Source organism: Nocardiopsis yanglingensis (genome assembly GCF_045809185.1).
GTDB lineage: Bacteria > Pseudomonadota > Gammaproteobacteria > Xanthomonadales > Xanthomonadaceae > Stenotrophomonas > Stenotrophomonas yanglingensis.
This window is the reverse complement of the sequence record NZ_JBJNRH010000004.1, coordinates 222,048-240,980: the sequence shown is the minus strand read 5'-3', so window position 1 is coordinate 240,980 and position 18,933 is coordinate 222,048. Positions and strand designations below refer to the sequence as shown.

At 67.9% G+C, this 18,933-nt stretch carries 17 protein-coding genes; 11 read left to right on the top strand and 6 right to left on the bottom strand.

The genetic code is table 11. The annotated features are described in order from the left end of the window. Nucleotides 1–73 precede the first annotated feature (73 nt). A complete protein-coding gene (locus ACJ7C5_RS08685) occupies nt 74–1,129 on the bottom strand; it encodes a CDP-glycerol glycerophosphotransferase family protein (protein ID WP_412703656.1) in 1,056 nt (351 codons plus the stop codon). A 1-nt stretch (nt 1,130) separates the two neighbouring features. Here ACJ7C5_RS08685 and ACJ7C5_RS08680 point away from each other — a divergent pair, with 1 nt between their 5' ends. Together ACJ7C5_RS08680 and ACJ7C5_RS08675 are read left to right on the top strand one after the other, a co-directional pair. Next, nucleotides 1,131–1,949, top strand: coding sequence for a glycosyltransferase family 2 protein (locus tag ACJ7C5_RS08680; RefSeq protein WP_412703655.1), 819 nt, complete (start codon nt 1,131–1,133; stop codon nt 1,947–1,949). 43 nt (nt 1,950–1,992) lie between these two features. After that, nucleotides 1,993–3,114 (top strand): glycosyltransferase family 4 protein, encoded by a 1,122-nt coding sequence (locus tag ACJ7C5_RS08675; protein WP_412703654.1) that lies wholly within the window; start codon nt 1,993–1,995, stop codon nt 3,112–3,114. Here the strand turns inward: ACJ7C5_RS08675 and ACJ7C5_RS08670 are convergent. From ACJ7C5_RS08670 to def, 5 genes are all read right to left on the bottom strand, one after another. Then, the gene (locus ACJ7C5_RS08670; protein ID WP_097049773.1) at nt 3,087–4,376 is read right to left on the bottom strand and encodes an O-antigen ligase family protein; all 1,290 of its coding nucleotides are present in this window, start codon (nt 4,374–4,376) and stop codon (nt 3,087–3,089) included. The two genes, ACJ7C5_RS08675 and ACJ7C5_RS08670, sit on opposite strands and share 28 nt — an antisense overlap. Before the next feature lie 117 nt (nt 4,377–4,493). Further along, nucleotides 4,494–6,215, bottom strand: a complete 1,722-nt coding sequence (locus ACJ7C5_RS08665) for a glycosyltransferase family 39 protein (RefSeq protein ID WP_412703653.1) — start codon at nt 6,213–6,215, stop codon at nt 4,494–4,496. 23 nt (nt 6,216–6,238) lie between these two features. Next, nucleotides 6,239–7,570 (bottom strand): 16S rRNA (cytosine(967)-C(5))-methyltransferase RsmB, encoded by a 1,332-nt coding sequence (gene rsmB, locus ACJ7C5_RS08660; RefSeq protein WP_088027382.1) that lies wholly within the window; start codon nt 7,568–7,570, stop codon nt 6,239–6,241. 3 nt (nt 7,571–7,573) lie between these two features. Next, nucleotides 7,574–8,497, bottom strand: coding sequence for a methionyl-tRNA formyltransferase (fmt, locus tag ACJ7C5_RS08655; protein ID WP_049451463.1), 924 nt, complete (start codon nt 8,495–8,497; stop codon nt 7,574–7,576). Between the two features lie 120 nt (nt 8,498–8,617). Next, nucleotides 8,618–9,130, bottom strand: coding sequence for a peptide deformylase (def, locus tag ACJ7C5_RS08650; protein ID WP_008267110.1), 513 nt, complete (start codon nt 9,128–9,130; stop codon nt 8,618–8,620). A gap of 126 nt (nt 9,131–9,256) precedes the next feature. Here def and ACJ7C5_RS08645 point away from each other — a divergent pair, with 126 nt between their 5' ends. From ACJ7C5_RS08645 to ACJ7C5_RS08605, 9 genes are all read left to right on the top strand, one after another. Beyond that, a complete protein-coding gene (locus ACJ7C5_RS08645) occupies nt 9,257–10,390 on the top strand; it encodes a LysM peptidoglycan-binding domain-containing protein (RefSeq protein WP_412703652.1) in 1,134 nt (377 codons plus the stop codon). 131 nt (nt 10,391–10,521) lie between these two features. After that, entirely contained in the window at nt 10,522–11,649 is a 1,128-nt protein-coding gene (gene dprA, locus ACJ7C5_RS08640; protein WP_097049770.1) for a DNA-processing protein DprA, read from the top strand. Between the two features lie 43 nt (nt 11,650–11,692). Beyond that, nucleotides 11,693–12,166 carry a DUF494 family protein gene (locus ACJ7C5_RS08635; RefSeq protein ID WP_005411195.1) on the top strand — a complete coding sequence of 158 codons (474 nt, stop codon included), beginning with the start codon at nt 11,693–11,695 and terminating at the stop codon, nt 12,164–12,166. A gap of 39 nt (nt 12,167–12,205) precedes the next feature. Then, nucleotides 12,206–12,958, top strand: a complete 753-nt coding sequence (locus ACJ7C5_RS08630; protein ID WP_412703651.1) for a pilin — start codon at nt 12,206–12,208, stop codon at nt 12,956–12,958. Between the two features lie 49 nt (nt 12,959–13,007). Further along, complete coding sequence (locus ACJ7C5_RS08625) at nt 13,008–13,940, top strand: RDD family protein (protein ID WP_088027392.1); 933 nt, start codon at nt 13,008–13,010, stop codon at nt 13,938–13,940. Nucleotides 13,941–14,133: 193 nt separating this feature from the next. Next, nucleotides 14,134–16,620: a DNA topoisomerase I gene (locus ACJ7C5_RS08620; RefSeq protein ID WP_094001109.1), complete on the top strand. Its 2,487-nt coding sequence runs from the start codon at nt 14,134–14,136 to the stop codon at nt 16,618–16,620. A 162-nt stretch (nt 16,621–16,782) separates the two neighbouring features. Further along, nucleotides 16,783–17,343, top strand: coding sequence for an L-threonylcarbamoyladenylate synthase type 1 TsaC (tsaC, locus tag ACJ7C5_RS08615; RefSeq protein WP_032129674.1), 561 nt, complete (start codon nt 16,783–16,785; stop codon nt 17,341–17,343). A 43-nt stretch (nt 17,344–17,386) separates the two neighbouring features. After that, nucleotides 17,387–18,070 (top strand): DUF4124 domain-containing protein, encoded by a 684-nt coding sequence (locus ACJ7C5_RS08610; RefSeq protein ID WP_412703650.1) that lies wholly within the window; start codon nt 17,387–17,389, stop codon nt 18,068–18,070. A 35-nt stretch (nt 18,071–18,105) separates the two neighbouring features. Beyond that, nucleotides 18,106–18,852 carry a hypothetical protein gene (locus ACJ7C5_RS08605; protein WP_412703649.1) on the top strand — a complete coding sequence of 249 codons (747 nt, stop codon included), beginning with the start codon at nt 18,106–18,108 and terminating at the stop codon, nt 18,850–18,852. Nucleotides 18,853–18,933: the final 81 nt, after the last annotated feature.

The window sequence follows — 18,933 nt, the reverse complement described above, 5'->3', positions numbered from 1 at the left end:
TCCCTGGGTGGCGGGGCGGGGGCCGTCATTTCGCAACCAGTCCGGGGGGGCCCGCCCGGCGCCCGGCACTACCTCAACGCTGCGACGGGCCCCAATAGCCCAGGTCCTTGCGGATCTGCAGATCGCGCACCCAGCTGCCGAACGGCTTACGCCGCAGCGCGCCCATTTCACCGGACAGGAAATCCTCGGTGGCCGTGATCACGCGCTCGCTGGAGCGGCCATCGCGATACGGATGGATGGCATCGGCATAGCGAACGATCTCCGCCTGCAGCGCTGCATCCGGATGCAGCGCGCGCTGCAGCATCGCCGGCAGCTGCGCCGCATCGTCGAAGTCGATCATGTGCGGCTTCGGCACGCGGTTGCGGAAGGTCACCACCGGCTTGTGCTGGACGATGAACTCCGAAACGATCGACGAGGTATCCGAGACCAGCACGTCGGCGGCACGCTGCGCGGCCATCACCTGTTCCGGCTCGATGAAGCGGGCATTGGCGCCGGCCAGCGCGCGGTAGCGCTCGAACAGTTCCGGCGGGCACTTGGGGTGCAGGGTCAGCAGCCAGTAGTGGTCACCTGCGGCGATGTCGGCGGCGATCTGCGCATGCAGGTGCGGGGCCGCGCTGAGCCGCTCGGTGAAGGTCGAGCCAAACAGGATCACCGGACGCCCATCTGCCGCCGCTCGCAGCGTGGTGCTCTCGCCACCATCGTCGCGGAACAGCGGGTCCAGCTTCGGCCAGCCGGTCTCTGCCACCGCGAAATGGCCCTGCAGGGCCGCGATCTCGCGGAATGGTGCGGTAGTGGCCGGCCCCTGAGTGCAGTAGAGGTCGAACATGCCACGCACCCGGAAGTGGCCGCGCGCACTGTCCCGCTTCTCCACGTTGAAGCCATGGAACAGCTGCACCTTGGCCCCGGACAGAAAGGTCGGCACCCAGTTGGCGGCGCTGAACACTGCCCGCGGGCGCATCGCCAGGGCCTGCTTCAGGCCGACGTTGGGCACCCCCGGCAGGCTGCTGCCGGCCGCGCCGTCCTCGAACCAGGCAGCGACTTCCTGCCCGGAGGCGTGCAAGGCCTGCGCCAACGGGGCGAGAATAGGCAGCGCATAGCGCTCCGTCGCAAACAACAGGTACCCGGCCATCATGTCCTCCACGACCGCTCCCATCGAACGGCCTCGCATCTCGGCGTGCATTATCGCGTTCAACGAGGCCGGGCGCATCGGCGACTGCCTGGCCTCGCTGGCCTTCTGCGATGAGATCGTGGTGGTGGACTCGTATTCCACCGATGCCACGGTGGCCATCGCCGAGGCCGCCGGCGCCCGGGTGCTGCAGCGCGTGTTCGAGGGTTTCCGCAGCCAGAAGGCGTTCTGCGTGGAGCAGGCCAGCCACGACTGGGTGCTGTGCCTGGATGCCGACGAGCGCATCAGCCCGGAGCTGCGCACGGCCATCGAACAGGCCTGTGACGGCGGCTTCAGCGGCCACGCCGGCTTCCGGTTCGCCCGCCTGTCGGAGTATTTCGGCAAGTTCCTGCGCCACGGCAACGCCTACCCGGACCGGGTAATGCGCCTGTTCGACCGCCGCCAGGGCGGCTGGCGCGGCAAGCGCGAGATCCACGAGGCGGCCAGTGTCGACGGCAGTGTGGGTACCCTGCGCGGCGACCTGATCCATTACCCGTACCGGTCATTGCAGCAGCAGTTGGCCAAGACCGAGAAGTACGCGCGGATGATGGCCGAGCACGAGTTCGCACGCGGCAAGCGGGCCACGCTGGGCAAGCTGGTGCTGGCTCCCGCCTGGCGGTTCTGGCGCGGATTCCTGTTCCGCGGCGGCTTCCGCGATGGCTGGCATGGTCTGGTCTACGCCTATGTGCGCGCCAACTACGTGCGGCAGAAGACCATCATGCTGTGGATGCTGGGCAACGGCCAGGCGGTGGCCGACCCGGTCGCACCTGCGGAACGGTCCTGAGCCGGCTGTGTCACACTGACCACGCGTTGCCCGAAGATCCCCCATGAAAATCCTGTACACCAACTTCCACTACGGCGACGGTGGCGGCCACACCACGTACATCGTGTCCCTGGCGCGGGCCCTGCATGGCCAGCACACGCTCCATGTCGCAGCCCCCGCCGACAGCCGCCTGCTGCGCACCGTTGCCGAAGAGGGCATCGCGACCGCGCTGCCGATGGCCTTCGGCAGCGGCCTGCCGACCCTGCCGCAGCAACTGGCCGAACAGCGCGCGTTGCGCCGCCTGGTGCAGGACAAGGGCATCGACCTGGTCCACGTCAACGGCGCACGCGATCACCGCTTCGTGATGCAGGGCCTGCTCGGCATGCGCCGCCCGCCGATCATCCTCACCAAGCACAACAGCAAGCCGACCAACACCCTGGGCAATGCGTTCCGTGCGCGCTGGGCCACCGATCGCGTGATCGCGGTATCGGCCCATACCGGGCGGCTGCTGGAACAGGGCCCATACCGCAGCTGTCCAATCGATGTGGTCCGCAACGGCGTCGACCTGGCCCGCTTTGCACCGATGGCCGCCGACGCCGGGCAGGCCATGCGGCAGCAATGGACCCAGGATCCGGAAGCCCTGGTGCTGGTCAGCAATGCCGGCACTGACGACTACAAGGGCTGGATCGACCTGGCGCAGGCCATCGCCCTGCTGCCCGATGCCATCCGCCCACACGTGCACATGGCGGTGGCCGGCCACCTGCCCAACGCGCAGCAGCGCGAACAGGTGCAGGCGCTCGGCGAGGTCGCAGCGCAGGTGCACTTCACCGGCCTGCTGGCCGATACGCGCCCGCTGATCGCCGCCGGCGACGTCGGCTTCGTGCTGTCCAACGACATCGAAACGATCTCCTTCGCCTGCCGCGAAATGATGGCCAGCGCCAGGCCGATGCTGGTCAGCGACTATGCGGGTCTGCCGGAGAACATCCAGCAGGGCGTCGATGGCTGGGTCGTACCCACCCGTGACGTGGCCGCCATCGCCGCGCAGTTGCAGGCAATGTATGAACAGCGCCAGGTCCTGGCGGTGATGGGCATGGCCGCCCGCCGCCATGCAGAAGCCGCGTTCGGCCTGCAGACCTTCGCCGATGCGACCCTGGCCAGCTACGAAGCGGTGCTGGGCTCGCGCTGATCGGTGCGGCGTGGCTCGGACAGCGCCAGCAGCAGCGCGACCCAGGCGGCATAGAACGACGCGGTGCGCATGTCACGCAGCATCATTTCGGTAACGCCGAAGACGGCGAAGGCCACGCAGATGCTCAACCCTGCAGCGGCATGCAACCGCGATCGCTCGTCGCCACGCCACAGGCGTGGCAGGAACACCAGTGCGGGCGCCAGGTACACCAGCACCAGCCCCAGCCCGCCCAGCACACCATAGGTGGCCAGGAAGTACAGCAGGTCGTTGTGGGTCTCGCCGAAATCACGCGCGACCATCGCCGAGACCTTGCCCTGTTCGGCAAGCCGTTCCAGTTCCTGGCGGAAGCGGTTGCCGCCCCCGACGCCGAACACTGGTTGCTCACGGATCATGTAGCCCGCTGCGCTCCACAACTGCAGGCGGATGCAGACCGAAGTATCGGCCAGGTGGTCGGCACTGCAATCACCGTACTCGTTCACGCCGGCATCGATGCGATCGCGCAGCGCACCATCGTGGGTGGCGACAATGCCTACGCCCGCCGCAAGTACCAGGCCCAGCAGGATCTTCATGCGGCCAAGCCGACGCCCCATCACCAGCAGGCCGATCAGCAGGAAACAGGGAATCGCCAGCAGGCCACCGCGGGTCTGCGTCCACAGGAATGCAATCAGGCCCAGGATGCCGGTCAGCAGCTTCAGCGTCGCCTCGATGCGGGTAAATCGGGTCACCGGCAGGCCCAGTGACAACAGGCTCAACACGCCAAACAACAGGGTCAGGTCACCGTAGGTCACCGCGTTGAACTGCTGGGTGGCCGGCCGCGCGCCGGTTTCCAGCGCCAGCCAGCCAATGATCACCGCTGCCGACCACACTGCAGGCAGGGTTCCCAACAGGGCGCGCCCAAGGATCCTGCGTGGCACCCGCAGCGCAGCGAACAGGATCAACAGCATCGACAGCAGCCGCGCCGCTTTTTCGACCTCCGATCCCTTCCAGATGCCATGCACACCGAGGCTGACCAGAACACCCACCAGCATCACGCCCATGCCGATGCCCATCCACGCATAGCGACGGACGGAACCCGGCAGCAGGGCCGGCGATGCCGAGGGCATCAGCAGCAGGATCAGCGACAACAGGATCACCAGATAGAAGCCTGCGCTGCCGCCTTCCATGGTGAGCATCAACAACGTCGGCAATGCCCCCAGCGCCACCGTATAGGCGCCGGCCAGGAAGCCCGACGTGCGGGAAGTAGACGGAGAAAGCGGGATCACGTGGTGCGGTCGGCGGGTCGGTAGCGGGAGACCGGCACGGTGCCGGGAGCGGTGCTCATTCTAGGGCAGAGCGGGCCTTCGATTGTCGCAGAGCCGTCATGTTCGTCGCTCATTCGTTCAGTCCTCATCCGGTGGCCCCTGCAGCAGGTACTCGCGCTCCAGTTCCGCCACCGTGGGCGCGCAGGTGCCCTTTACGACCGCGGCAGGAACCAGCCACCAGCGCCGCCGGTTGGAAATACCTGCCATCTCCGCCCGTGAACGATCGATGCAGCCCTGCATGGCATCGTCGTTCACCAGCAGCCAACGTCGTCCGGGGTCCAGCCGCTGCCAGCGCACGGCCGCCTGCAGCTGTTCATGCCAGCGGTTCTCGAATCCAAACGTGGCCGCCGGCCTATCGGCCATCAGCAGGTTCTGCTCCTTCCAGGCCACCAGCCCCAGCTCCGCATCCGGCGCGAGGCGTGCGCCGACGTCGCGCATCAATCCACGCGCGGAGCTTGAATCATTCAGCAACGGGTAGCCGACCAGGCCATACAGCACCCAGGCCGCGGTCAGGGTCGAGACCAACGCCAGGTGGCTGCGACGGCGTCCTGCCACCATCAGACCCAGCCCGCCCCAGAGTCCCATCGCCAGGATCGCCCAGGCCAGCGCGTTGGTCGCGCCAGGCGGCAACCCACGACCACGGGTGAGGTTCACTTCGAAGTGCGGATCACCCAGCAGCGCAAGCGCCCCGACCAGGGTCAGGGCCGCCGCCAGCACCGCGGTGAAGCCCCACAGCAGGCCCTGCACGTCGCGCCGCTTCATCAACCCGGGCAACAGGGGCGCGAGTGCCAGGCAGAACATCGGCAACGCCGGCAGGATGTAGACGTCGCGCTTGCCATCGGGAATGGAGAAGAACAGCACCAGCAGCAAGCACCAGGCCAGCGGCAGCAGGTAGCGTGGGTCACGTCGGCGCAGGCGCCTGCGCCATGCAGGAATCGCCCACGGCAGCGCCAGGAACGCCGGGATCCACATCGACGGCATCACGCCGAAGAAGTACCACCACGGTTGGTGATGATCCCAGGAATGCGTATAGCGGCGCGCCGTCTGCCGGAACAGGATGTCGCTGATGTAGTCACGGTATTCGTCCGAACCGGTGCCCAGTCCAGCCAGCAGCATCGGTACCAGCCACAACGACACCGCCAGCAGGAACGCCAGCGGCGCCAGCCAGAAGCGTCCATCGCGCGCATGCAGGGACACACGCGGCCAGTGCAGGGCCGAGGCGATGGCCGCCGGCACGACCATCAGCAGGGCGAGCATGCCCACCCCCTTGGTGATCACCCCGATCCCGGCGAAGAACCAACCCAGCCACCACCAGCGCCAGGCCGGCCCCAGCAGCAGGTGGCGCAGCAGGCCATAGTTGGCCAGCGTGATGAACAGCACCAGCAGCGGGTCGATCTGCGCCTTCTTCGCCTGGAAGGTGAACTGCAACGCGAACAGCAGCGCCCATCCCGCGTACAGCCCCACCTGCCGCGTCCACAACCGGCGACCGAGATCGACCACGCACCACAGCGTGCCCAGGGCCGCCAGCAGCGACGGCAGCAGGAAGGCCACCCGCCAGTGGCCGATCACGCCGTACAGCGTGGCCTGCCACCACATCAGCATCGGCGGCTTGTCCGAATACAGCTCGGTGCCACGATGCGGGAACAACCAGTAACCGCTGTCGACCATCTGCTTGGCCACCAGCGCGAAACGCGGTTCATCCGAAGGCCATGGATCACGGAGGCCCAGACCGGCCCCCAGCACAAGCAGGGCCATCACCACGAACAACCACGTCTGGCGCGACGCGTGGGTTTTCAGCATGGGACTCGAAACGGCAGCGGGGGTCAGGCTGCCTTTATCAGACGCGCGTAAAAGAAACCGTCAGCATCGTTGTCACCCGGCAGTCGCTGGCGTGCCACACCTTCGCAATCCACGCCGAATGCGTCGCCCAACGGCTGCGCCACGGCGTCCGGATGCCACTTCAGGAACGCGCGCACCTGATCGATGTTCTCGGCACGCAGGATCGAGCAGGTCGCATACAGCAGCACGCCGCCTGGGCGCAGCATCGACCAGCAGGCTTCCAGCAGGCGCGCCTGCACACCGACAAGCGCATCGATGTCTTCGGCACGGCGGTGGAACATCACATCCGGCTGACGACGGATCACACCGGTCGCTGAACACGGTGCATCCAGCAGGATCGCGTCGAACGGCACGCCATCCCACCACGAACCGGGGTCGCTGGCATCGGCGGCCAGCGTCTGTGCATGCTCGCCCACCCCGGTACGGGTGTAGGTGTCGCGTGCACGGGCCAGCCGTCGCGCGTCGATATCCAGCGCCAGCAAACGCAGGCTGGGGTCACGCTCAAGCAGGTGCGCCGACTTGCCGCCAGGTGCCGCGCAGGCATCCAGCACACGTGCACCGGCCACCGGCGCCAGCGCATCGGCCGCGCATTGCGCCGAGAGGTCCTGCACCGACAGCGCACCGTCGGCGAAGCCGGGCAGCTGGTTCACGGCAACGGGAGCCGCCAGGCGCAACGCATCGGCGCAGAGCGCACTGGCTTCGGCGGCAATGCCCGCCTCGGCCAGCGCGGCCAGCGCCTTGTCGCGGCCACCATGCTGGCGGTTCGCACGCAGCCACAATGGTGCCGGCTGAAGGCTGGCGTTGAAGATCGCCTCGGCCTGCATCGGCCAATCGCGCTCAATCGCATCGGCCAGCCAATCCGGGAAGGCATCGCGTGCGGGCTGCTCAGGGAAACCTTCGCGCTGCGCACGGCGCAGGATCGCGTTGACCAGGCCTGCCTGGCGTTCACGACCCAGCGCGCGCGCCGCATCGACCGTGGCCGACAGCGCCGCGTGCGCCGGCAGCTCCAGCACATCCAGCTGCGCGAATCCGACCATCAGCAGCGTGCGCAGATCGGCGTCACGCGCCGACAGCGGCTTCTGCATCCACGACTGCAGCGCGGCGTCATAGGTGCTGCGACGGCGCAGGACGGCAAAACACAGGGCTTCCAGCAGCGCACGGTCGCGGCTGTCGGCCAGCTTCGGCAGCGCCCAGGCCAGTTCAGCCTTCAACGAACGGCCACGGGTGAACACCTGTGCCAGTACACGTGCGGCGAGCATGCGCGTGGCCGCGCCCGGTGCCGCCTTGGCGACGGAGAAATCGTTCTGCTTCGACACCGCTTACGCTCCCACGCGCAGGTCGCGGCGAGCGTTGAGGTAGTCGGCGGCGGTGATCGCCTTGCCGCCTTCACGCTGCAGCACGCGCAGGCGCAATGCACCCTGGCCACAGGCGATGTCGATGCCATCGCGGCTGGCGGCCAGCACCGTACCCGGTGCCTGGCCGTGGTCCGCCTCCAGCGCCACCGCGCCATGGATGCGCACGCGTTCGCCGGCCAGCGTCGCCTCGGCGATCGGCCACGGATTGAAGGCGCGCACGGTGCGCGCCAGCGCGCCCGCGTCCTGCGCCCAGTCCAGCTTCGCTTCGGCCTTGTCCAGCTTGTGCGCGTAGGTCACACCCTGTTCCGGCTGCGGCCGCGCGATCGGCTTGATGCCAGCACGCAGCAGGCCCAGACCATCGGACAGTACCTGCGCACCCAGTTCGGCCAGCTTGTCATGCAGCTGGCCACCGGTATCGGTGGCAGCGATCGGCAGCTCCTGGTGCAGCAGCACCGGACCGGTATCCAGGCCGGCCTCCATCTGCATCAGGCAGACGCCGGTCTTCGCGTCACCGGCCTGGATCGCACGCTGGATCGGCGCGGCACCGCGCCAGCGCGGCAGCAGCGAGGCATGCACGTTCCAGCAGCCGTGGGTCGGAATGGCCAGCACCGCCTTGGGCAGGATCAGACCGTAGGCCACCACCACCATCAGGTCCGGCTGCAGATCGCGCAGCTGCTGCTGGGCGGCCTCGTCCTTCAACGATTCGGGCTGGTAGACCGGAATGCCACGGGCCACGGCTTCCAGCTTGACCGGCGACGGCGCCAGGCCACGGCCACGTCCGGCCGGACGATCAGGCTGGGTGTAGACGGCCACGACCTCATGATGGCGCGCAGCCGCGCGCAGCGATGACACCGCGAATTCCGGCGTACCGGCAAAGACAATCCTCATGGCTACCCCACTTGCAGGATGGATTCGTGCAGGAAAGAAAACGGCGCCGTCGGCCGGCGCCGTACAGCCCGCGCGTGCCGCGCAGGCGCGGGCCACCCGAAGGGCGGCCCGGATTGGCGATCACGCCACGTGCTTGCGCTGCTTGGCCAGCTTCTTGCGCACCATCTCGCGCTTGAGCGGCGACAGATAGTCGATGAACAGCTTGCCGTCCAGGTGATCCATTTCGTGCTGGATGCAGGTGGCCAGCACTTCGCCGGCTTCCAGCTGCTGTTCCTGGCCGTTGCGGTCCAGGTACTTCACGGTAATGGTATCGGCACGGGTCACGTCGGCGAAGATGCCCGGAACCGACAGGCAGCCTTCCTGGTACACCCGCCCCCCGTCCTTGGCGACGATTTCCGGGTTGATGAACACATGCGGTTCATTCTTTTCTTCGCTGACGTCGATGACCATGAAGCGCTTGTGCACGTCCACCTGGGTGGCGGCCAGGCCGATGCCCGGGGCGTCGTACATGGTCAGGAACATGTTGTCGATCAGTTCCTGGAAGGCCGGCGTGGTGACTTCGGCAGCTTCGATCAACGCGGCCTTGGTACGCAGGCGCGGATCGGGGAACTCGAGAATGGGAAGAAGGGCCATGGCTGTTTCCGGATAGGGGGCCGGCACGCCGGCATACGTCGCAGATTCTAGCTCCAACGCTTGCCTTGCGCCCCGGTTTCTGGACTATAGTGCGCGGACCTGTTGGGGAATCAGGGCTTCACACCTATGTTGCTTCGTTTTCGTACGGTCGTCGCCGCGGCGATGCTGACCGTGGCTGCCTATGCTACCGCCGTGGAAGTGAATGGCGGGCACCCGGACACCTATGTGGTCCGAAAAGGGGATACGTTGTGGGATATCGCCGCACGTTTCCTGCAGAAGCCGTGGCTGTGGCCGGAGATCTGGCAGGCCAATCCGCAGATCGCCAATCCGCACCTGATCTATCCCGGTGACGTGCTCAGCCTGGCCTATCTGGACCGGGTCACCGTGGCGGCCCAGCCCGGCCCGCGCCAGGAGGCCCCGATCGACGCCATTCCGCTGGCCCAGGTCGAGCCGTTCCTGAAGCAGCTGAGCGTGGTCGACAGCATCGAGCAGCTGCCCGCCGTTGTCGGCCTGGAAGACGAACGCCTGCGCGTTACCGGCGGCAACACCGCCTATGTGCGCCTGGCCGATGCCCAGCTGGGCCAGCGCTGGGCCGTGGTGCGCCCGACCGTGCGCTATGCCCAGCCCAAGCCGACCGAGGACCTGACCGCCAACGGCGATGTCACGCCGGGCAGTGGCAACCTCTGGAAGGCCTACAACGCGCCCAACGCGCGCCGCGGCGTGCTCGGCTACGAGTTGGCCCAGGTCGCCACCGGTACCATCACCCGGGTCGCTGGCGGCAAGGTCGAGGCCTCCACCCTGGCGCTGGACAAGGATGTGGGCGGCCGTGAAGTGCGTGCCGGCGACCGTCTGGTCCCGGTCGAAGCCAAGCCGTACGACCTGCAGTTCGTGCCGCATGTACCGGCAGCCAGCGTCGAGGGCGTCGACGTGCGCGTGCTGGCGGTGACCGACATGTTCACTGCCGGTGGCCCGCGCGACGTGATCGCGATCTCGGCAGGGCGCACCCAGGGCGTGGACAATGGCACCGTGTTCTCGCTGTGGCGGCCGGGCCGCCATGTGACGGACCGCATGAAGTACCCGACCTCGTCGCGTATGGACGATGCCCTCAGCGGCAACGTTGGCCGGGTTGCGCTGCCGGATGAGTACGCCGCGCACGCGATGGTGTTCCGTACCTTCGACAACGTCAGCTACGCACTGGTGATGCAGGGCGTGAAGCCGGTGCGCGTGGGTTACAACGCACTGCATCCGGACGCGAAGTAACGGTTGCCGGGCTGCCCCGGCCACAGCAGGGAGTGCCGGCCGCTGGCCGGCAGGCATCTCCGGCAAAGTCTGACAGCCGCATGCGAAGGCGCCCTAGGGCGCCTTTGTTGTATGCGCCCGATAGTGGGGGGATGACCAACCAAGCTGACGAGGCGCTGCTGCGCCTGTTGATGGCAGGCGGCGCGCTGGCGCCACGGCGGGCCCTGCTGCAGGCCGCGGGCAGCGCAGAGATTGCGATCGCGCAGGGCGCCGCGAACTGGCGCGCACACGGCTGCACGCCGGAACAGTGCGCCGCACTGGAACGCCCGGACGCCCGGGCCTGGGCCGTGGCACGGCGCTGGCTGGAAGACGACAACCAGCACCTGCTGGCCTTCACCGATCCGGCATTCCCTCCGCCCTTGCAGGATGTCCCCAACCCACCCCTGGCGCTGTTCATCGCCGGCGACCCCAGCCTGGCCTGGCGCCCGTCGGTGGCGCTGGTCGGCAGCCGCTCGCCGACACCGGGCGGACGCGCGTTGGCAGCCCGGTTCGCCGGCTGCTTCGTCGAAGCCGGGCTGGCGGTGACCAGCGGCCTGGCGGCGGGCATCGACGCGGCCGCCCACCAGGCCACGCTGGAGGCCGGTGGCTGCACTGTGGCGGTCATCGGCACCGGCCCGGACCGGGCCTACCCGGACAGCCACGCCCGGCTGCAGGCCCGGATCGCCACCGAAGGCGCGGTGCTCAGCGAGTACCTGCCGGGAACACCGGCACGCCCCGGCCACTTTCCCGCCCGCAACCGGCTGGTGGCCGGGCTGGCGCTGGCGACGGTGGTGGTCGAGGCCGCCCAGCGCTCGGGTGCCCTGATCACCGCACGCCTGGCTGCCGAGGCCGGCCGCGAGGTCTGCGCCCTGCCCGGCTCGGTACTCAATCCACGCGCGGCGGGCTGCCATCGGCTGATCCGTGAGGGTGCTGCACTGGTCGAACGCCCGGAGGAGGTCCTTGAACTGCTGGCCCCCGCCCTTCGCCAGCAGCTGCCGGGCTTGCAATCACGGTTGGCCACCCCCACTGAACAGGCACCGCCGGTACTCCTGCCGGCGCGCTGGGCCGACGACCCTGACTACCAGTGCTTGTGGCGGGCCCTGGACCACAACCCAAGCGGTATGGATTCACTGATCACGCGCTGTGGATTGACGGCGCCCCAGGTGTCCTCCATGCTGCTGGCCATGGAACTGGCGGGAATCGTGGTGTGCGTACACGGCCGCTACTGTCGAACTCCCTAGTTTCTTCACCTCCACAGCGTCGCGCGACGCAGGCCGAGGGGCAATGAAAGAGAGCATCCTGGATGTACTGCTGTACCTGTTTGAACACTATTTCAGCGAAGATGCGGACCTGATCCGTGACCGCGATTCGCTCCAGAACGGCCTGATCCAGGCCGGTTTCAGCCCAACCGAGATCAACAAGGCATTCGACTGGCTCGATGCCTTGGCCGCGCAGCGGCCGAGCGTGGCCCAGGCACGGGTCGATGGCCCAGTGCGCGTCTACCACGGCCCCGAGCTGGACAAGCTGGACGTGGAATGCCGCGGTTTCCTGCTGTACCTGGAACAGCACGGCATCCTCGACGCCGACCAGCGTGAGCTGGTGCTGGACCGGGCGATGGCCCTGGACCAGGACGAACTGGACCTGGACGACCTGAAGTGGGTCGTGCTGATGGTGCTGTTCAACCAGCCCGGCTCCGAGGCAGCGTATGCCTGGATGGAGACGCAGATGTTCATGGACGAGCCAGAACCCCTGCACTGACCGTACACTTGGGGGCATAGCGCATTCAGGAGCGTCCCCGTGAGCGAGTGGTTCCACGCAGAAGGCAACCGGCAGCAGGGTCCGCTGCCGGCGGAACAGTTGGTCGAGTTGTTCCGCAACAACCAGATCTCCCTGGACACCCTGGTCTGGCGCGACGGCCTGCCGCAATGGCAGCCGTTGCGCACCGTGGTCGACGAACTCGGCCTGATCGTGCCGGCGCTGGACGCTGCCGCCCCCCCCGTGGAACCCGAACCGGAACCGGTGGCACCGCCTCCGCCGCAGCCGCCGGTACTGCCGCCATCCACGCCCTACACCACCAGTGCATCGGCCACCGCCCTGCCACCCCCGAAGAAGAAGCTGTCCGGCTGCGCCCTGACCGCCATCATCGGCGGCGGCCTGCTGTTGGTGCTGGTGCCGATCGTGGCCATCCTGGCCGCCATCGCGTTGCCTGCCTACAACGACTACACCGTGCGCGCCAAGGTCGCCGGCGCAGTGACCGCACTGCAGCCGTTGAAGGACCAGGTGCAGCACTTCGCCGATGACGAAGGCCGTTGCCCCGGTGCCAACGACGCCGGCTTCCCGGCCCCGGGCGACTTCACCCAGACCGGCCTGTCGGCGGTGAACATCGGCCGCTTCAACAACGGTCACTGCGGCATCGAGGCCACCCTGGCCGTACCCGGCAAGAAACCCGATGGCGACCTGCTGTGGCTGGAATACGATCGCGACAGCGGCCGCTGGGAATGCAGCGGCGAAAGCGACGACAAGTACCTGCCGCCGTCGTGCCGCGGCTGAACCGCGCGCGCACCGGCACCTCCAAGGACGACCCAACAGGGAACATGCAATGACTGAGTGGTACTACGCCGAAGGACAGCAACGCCAGGGCCCGCTGCCGGTCCAGGAGATCCGCCAGCGCTTCCAGCGCGGCCAACTGAACCTGGACACCCTGGTCTGGCGCGAAGGCATGGCGCAGTGGGCTGCGCTGCGCCAGGTGGTCGACGAACTCGGACTGCAGACGCTGGCCGACGCCAGCACGGCCACCGGCAGCGGCGGCTTCGACCTGCGTGGCGACTATGCCGCCATCGACAACGGCAGCGCCCCCCTGCCGGGCACCGGCGCGCTCAGCAGCTCGCCCTACAGCGCCCCGGCAGCGGCCGGTGCCACTGGCCATGCCCAGCCGGTGATGGGTGGCGAAGTGGTCTACGCGGGCTTCTGGAAGCGCGTGGCCGCCTACATGATCGACTACTTCGTGCTGGTCATCCCCGGCAGCATCATCGGCGCCATCCTCGGCGTGGTGCTCGGCGCCAGCATGGGCGCGGTAGGCAGTGGCGAATCGACCATCGAAGTGGTCGCCCAGCTGTCCAGCGCGCTGATCAACTTCGCCATCGGCATGGCGTACTACACCTGGTTCCATGCCTCGAAGGGCGGTGCCACGCTGGGCAAGATGGCGGTCGGCATCAAGGTCGTGCGCAGCAATGGCGAGCGCCTGACCAAGGCCCGCGCATTTGGTCGCTACTGGGCCATGCTGCTGAGCAGCTTCACCCTCGGCATCGGCTTCCTGATGGCGGCGTTCACCGAGCGCAAGCAGGGCCTGCACGACATGATCTGCGACACCCTGGTGGTTGATCGCTGGGCCTACACCGACCAGCCGCAGCTGCAGCGCCGTGAGCTGGGGACGGTCACCGTGCTGGTGCTGGTGCTGACCGGCTTGCTGTCGCTGGTGGGCCTGGCGCTGCTGGTATTCGCGGTCGGCTTCATCGCCAAGATGGCCTCCTGAACGGCCATCCTCACGCCTGGCTGCTTGACAGGGGCTGGCCGGGCGTGATTCCTCTAACAAGGTGAAACCTGAACGCCCGGCACATTCCCGGGCGTTCAGTTTATGGATTTGCCCGTGGCCGCTTCACTAATGCGGCCGTTTGCTCCACCCTAGCGGCCCCTTCCCCACGGTTCGCCCCACAGACCCTGCTGCCATGCCCAAGCACCTGCTCATCGTCGAATCGCCGGCCAAGGCCAAGACGATCAACAAATACCTCGGCAAGGACTACACGGTCCTGGCCTCGTATGGGCATGTGCGTGACCTGATTCCGAAGGAAGGCGCGGTCGACCCGGACAACGGGTTCGCCATGCACTACGACGTGATCGACAAGAACGAGAAGCACGTCGATGCGATCGCCAAGGCCGCCAAGGGCGCCGACGACATCCTGCTGGCGACCGACCCGGATCGCGAGGGTGAAGCGATCAGCTGGCACATCGCCGAGATCCTGAAGGAACGCGGGCTGGTCAAGGACAAGCCGATGCAGCGCGTGGTGTTCACCGAGATCACCCCGCGCGCCATCAAGGAAGCGATCAGCCAGCCGCGCGCGATCGCCAGCGACCTGGTCGACGCCCAGCAGGCGCGCCGCGCGCTGGACTACCTGGTCGGTTTCAACCTGTCGCCGGTGCTGTGGCGCAAGGTCCAGCGCGGCCTGTCCGCCGGCCGCGTGCAGAGCCCGGCACTGCGCATGATCGTCGAGCGCGAGGAAGAGATCGAAGCCTTCATCGCCCGCGAGTACTGGTCGATCGCCGCCGAGTGCGCGCACCCGTCGCAGCACTTCAACGCCAAGCTGATCAAGCTGGACGGGCAGAAGTTCGAGCAGTTCACCATCACCGACGGCGACACCGCCGAGGCTGCCCGCCTGCGCATCCAGCAGGCCGCGCAGGGCTCGCTGCATGTCACCGACGTGGCCAGCAAGGAGCGCAAGCGCCGCCCGGCGCCGCCGTTCACTACCTCCACCCTGCAGCAGGAAGCCTCGCGCAAGCTCGGTTTCACCACCCGCAAGACCATGCAGGTGGCGCAGAAGCTGTATGAAGGCGTGGCCATCGGCGACGAAGGCACCGTCGGCCTGATCTCGTACATGCGTACCGACTCGGTGAACCTGTCGCAGGACGCGCTGGCCGAGATCCGCGACGTGATCGCCCGCGACTACGGCATCGCCTCGCTGCCGGACCAGCCGAACACCTACCAGACCAAGTCGAAGAACGCCCAGGAAGCGCACGAAGCGGTGCGCCCGACCTCGGCGCTGCGCACACCTGCGCAGGTCGCGCGCTACCTGACCGATGACGAGCGCAAGCTGTACGAGCTGATCTGGAAGCGTGCGGTGGCCTGCCAGATGATTCCGGCCACGCTCAACACCGTCAGCGTCGACCTGTCCGCCGGCAGCGAACACGTGTTCCGTGCCAGCGGCACCACCGTGGTGGTGCCCGGCTTCCTGGCCGTGTACGAAGAAGGCAAGGACAACAAGAGCGCCGAGGACGAGGACGAAGGCCGCAAGCTGCCGGCAATGAAGCCCGGCGACCGCGTGCCGCTGGAACGCATCCAGGCCGAACAGCATTTCACCCAGCCGCCGCCGCGCTACACCGAAGCGGCGCTGGTGAAGGCGCTGGAAGAGTACGGCATCGGCCGTCCCTCGACCTACGCCTCGATCATCCAGACCCTGCTGTTCCGCAAGTACGTGGAAATGGAAGGCCGCAGCTTCCGCCCGTCCGACGTTGGCCGTGCGGTGTCCAAGTTCCTGTCCAGCCACTTCACCCGGTACGTGGACTACGACTTCACCGCCAAGCTCGAAGACGAGCTCGACGCCGTCTCGCGTGGCGAAGAAGAGTGGATCCCGTTGATGGCCCGCTTCTGGGAGCCGTTCAAGGAGCTGGTGGAAGACAAGAAGGAATCGGTGGACCGTGCCGAGGCCAGTGGCGCGCGCGAGCTCGGCACCGACCCGAAGACCGGCAAGCCGGTCAGTGTGCGGCTGGGCCGTTTCGGGCCGTACGCGGCCATCGGCAGCACCGCCGAGGACGCCGAGGAGAAGCCCAAGTTCGCCTCGCTGCGCCCTGGGCAGTCGATGCACACCATCTCGCTGGAAGACGCGCTGGAACTTTTCCTGATGCCGCGCGCGCTGGGCGAGGACAACGGCGAGCCGGTCAGCGTCGGCATCGGTCGCTTCGGCCCGTTCGCCAAGCGTGGCAGCACCTATGCCTCGCTGAAGAAGGAAGACGACCCGTACACCATCGACCTGGCCCGCGCCGTGTTCCTGATCGAAGAGAAGGAAGAGATCGCGCGCAACCGGATCATCAAGGAGTTCGAGGGCAGCGACATCCAGGTGCTGAACGGCCGTTTCGGCCCGTATATCAGCGACGGCAAGATGAACGGCAAGATCCCCAAGGATCGCGAGCCGGCCTCGCTGACCCTGGCCGAAGTGCAGCAGCTGATGGAAGAAACCGGCAAGCCGGTGCGCAAGGGCTTCGGTGCCAAGAAGGCCGCTGCGAAGAAGGCACCGGCCAAGAAGGCGGCGGTGAAGAAGGAAGCCGCGCCGAAGAAGGCCGCTGCAAAGAAAGCGCCTGCCAAGAAGGCCCCGGCAAAGAAAGCGGTAAAGAAAGCGGCCGCAAAGAAGGCCCCGGCGAAGAAGGCCGCTGCAAAGAAGTAGATCCACGCCATGCGTGGATGAGGGGTGTGCGGACCAACGGTCCGCACCCACCACCAACGGTCCGCACCCACCACCAACGATCCGCACCTACCGTCGGCACCCACCACCCCTTCTGCACGCGGCAGGGGGATAATGAAGGCCCACGCCGGGCCGGTCGCCGCCATGAAAGAACTCACCCTGGACTCTGCTGTCGCCACGCTCCGCGCGGGCGGCGTGATCGCCTACCCGACCGAAGCGGTCTGGGGCCTGGGCTGTGATCCCTCGCACGAAGCTGCGGTGCACATGGTACTGCGGCTGAAGCAGCGCCCGATCGAGAAAGGCATGATCCTGGTCGCGGCCGAGCTGGCGCAGCTGGAAGGCTGGGTGCGCCTGCAGGCGCTGCCCGACGCCCGCCAACGCGCCGTGCTGGCCAGCTGGCCCGGTGCCAACACCTGGATCCTGCCCGCCGGCCCGCGCGCGCAGCCCTGGGTCACCGGCGAGCACAGCGGCATCGCCGTGCGCATCAGCGCGCACCCGCTGGTGGCCGAACTCTGCCGCGCCTGGGGCGGCCCGCTGGTCTCCACCAGCGCCAACCTGGCCGGTGAGCCGCCGGCCCGCAGCCGCGAAGAACTGGACCCGCGCCTGCTGCGCCTGCTCGACGGCATCCTCGATGGACAGACCGGCGGCCTGGCCCAGCCCACTCCGATCCGCGATGCGCTCAGCGGCAACGTACTGCGTTCCTGAGCCGGCGATTGCGCTGCTGCGGACAATCACGCACCCTGCCGACATGACCCTGCTGCGCGCCACCTTCAGCCTGTGCCTGCTGCTGCCGTGGACGGCGCCCGCCGCCGGGGCCGAGGACGTGCGGGTGTACCGCTGCGTTTCCAGCAATGGCGCCGTTGCCCTGCAGGACACGCCCTGCAACAGCGGCCGCCAGCAGGTGCGCGACCTGCAGCGCCCGCGCGATCCCGCTCCACGGGTGGTGCGCAGTGATGCCACGCCTCCGCCGCCCAGCGAAACCCCGGTCATCCGCGAGCGTGAAGTCCGCCACGTCTACATCCAGCCGCCGCAGCCGATGTACGAGTGCGTGAGCGACGACGGCCAGCGCTATACCAGCGACAACAACGAGGGCAATCCGCGCTGGGTGCCGTTGTGGACCAGCGTCTGGCTGCCACACGGTCATCGTGGTCCGGCCTACCCCGGACCACGCCCGGCCATCGGCACGCCGATCGGCGAAGGCACAGGTTATCGCCCCCCTTCGATCGGCATGGGCGTGCAGGTGCCGGCCGGCAGCGTGCTGGTCCGCGACAGCTGCCATGCGTTGCCGCCGCAGGAAGTCTGCGCGCGCCTGCGCGACCGGCGCTGGGAACTGGACCGGCGCTACAACAGCGCGCTGCAGAGCGAACGCACCGCCATCAGCAACGAACAGCGCGGCATCGATGCGCGCCTGTCGCGCGATTGCGAACGCTGAGCGCAACGCGCCGTCGCAGCCTGTACGCTGTACGCATGAACCGAGTGATCTGGCTGCTTCTGGCGCTGCTGCCTGGAAGCACATTGGCCGAAGAGGGCGTGATCTACCGCTGTACCTCCAGCAGCAGTGACGTCCCTACCCTGCAGCGCACGCCGTGCCCCACCGGCAGCAAGCAGCAGGTGCTGCGCATACCCGACCCGGCCAACACACAGCCGGCCGCCGCTGCACCGGTGGCCGCCGAACCTGCACCCGCCCCCGTCGAAACACCCGCGCCGGTGCCGGCCGGACCGGCCGTCGGCCCTACGGCCCCATCGAAACCACGACGCGCGGACGAAGGACGCACGATCATGGAAGCAGGCATGGTCGAACACGAAGGAGACGACCAGATCCTCGACAGCGCGACGCTGCGCCGCGATGCCGAGGCCCGCGCCGCCGCAGGTGACGGCCCTCCGAAGCCGCCGCTTCCTCCGATCTTCCAGTGCACCGACAGCCAGGGCGGTGGCTACCTGCACGAATACGAGCCTGCACCCGGCCGCTGCGAACTGATGACGGTGCAGGGCCTGGGCGGTGTCACGCCGGTGAATGCGGCCAGCTGTGAAGTGGTGCGCGACCACTGCGAGGCGCTTCCCGAAGCGCAGCGCTGCGGTGGTTGGCAGCAGCGCTTCCGCGATGCCCGCGGCCGTGAGCGCTTTGCCGCACCGGAGAACCGCGATACCGCGCGCGGTGAACGCGAGCGGCTGCAGGGCGTGCTGGAGGCCAGCAACTGCCCGGTGCCGGGGTGACACCCACCGGTAGTGGCGGGCGCGGGGCCGCCACCCCGAAACACAAAAAAAAAACGGGGGTGGGGGCCCCCCGCCGCCCCC

What these genes read in the sequence shown, in the direction of transcription:
- ACJ7C5_RS08685 (WP_412703656.1), bottom strand. Translation starts at nt 1,129, where the DNA reads ATGGCCGGGTACCTGTTGTTTGCGACGGAGCGCTATGCGCTGCCTATT.
- ACJ7C5_RS08680 (WP_412703655.1), top strand. Translation starts at nt 1,131, where the DNA reads ATGTCCTCCACGACCGCTCCCATCGAACGGCCTCGCATCTCGGCGTGC.
- ACJ7C5_RS08675 (WP_412703654.1), top strand. Translation starts at nt 1,993, where the DNA reads ATGAAAATCCTGTACACCAACTTCCACTACGGCGACGGTGGCGGCCAC.
- ACJ7C5_RS08665 (WP_412703653.1), bottom strand. Translation starts at nt 6,215, where the DNA reads ATGCTGAAAACCCACGCGTCGCGCCAGACGTGGTTGTTCGTGGTGATG.
- fmt (WP_049451463.1), bottom strand. Translation starts at nt 8,497, where the DNA reads ATGAGGATTGTCTTTGCCGGTACGCCGGAATTCGCGGTGTCATCGCTG.
- def (WP_008267110.1), bottom strand. Translation starts at nt 9,130, where the DNA reads ATGGCCCTTCTTCCCATTCTCGAGTTCCCCGATCCGCGCCTGCGTACC.
- ACJ7C5_RS08645 (WP_412703652.1), top strand. Translation starts at nt 9,257, where the DNA reads ATGTTGCTTCGTTTTCGTACGGTCGTCGCCGCGGCGATGCTGACCGTG.
- dprA (WP_097049770.1), top strand. Translation starts at nt 10,522, where the DNA reads ATGACCAACCAAGCTGACGAGGCGCTGCTGCGCCTGTTGATGGCAGGC.
- ACJ7C5_RS08635 (WP_005411195.1), top strand. Translation starts at nt 11,693, where the DNA reads ATGAAAGAGAGCATCCTGGATGTACTGCTGTACCTGTTTGAACACTAT.
- ACJ7C5_RS08625 (WP_088027392.1), top strand. Translation starts at nt 13,008, where the DNA reads ATGACTGAGTGGTACTACGCCGAAGGACAGCAACGCCAGGGCCCGCTG.
- ACJ7C5_RS08620 (WP_094001109.1), top strand. Translation starts at nt 14,134, where the DNA reads ATGCCCAAGCACCTGCTCATCGTCGAATCGCCGGCCAAGGCCAAGACG.
- tsaC (WP_032129674.1), top strand. Translation starts at nt 16,783, where the DNA reads ATGAAAGAACTCACCCTGGACTCTGCTGTCGCCACGCTCCGCGCGGGC.
- ACJ7C5_RS08610 (WP_412703650.1), top strand. Translation starts at nt 17,387, where the DNA reads ATGACCCTGCTGCGCGCCACCTTCAGCCTGTGCCTGCTGCTGCCGTGG.
- ACJ7C5_RS08605 (WP_412703649.1), top strand. Translation starts at nt 18,106, where the DNA reads ATGAACCGAGTGATCTGGCTGCTTCTGGCGCTGCTGCCTGGAAGCACA.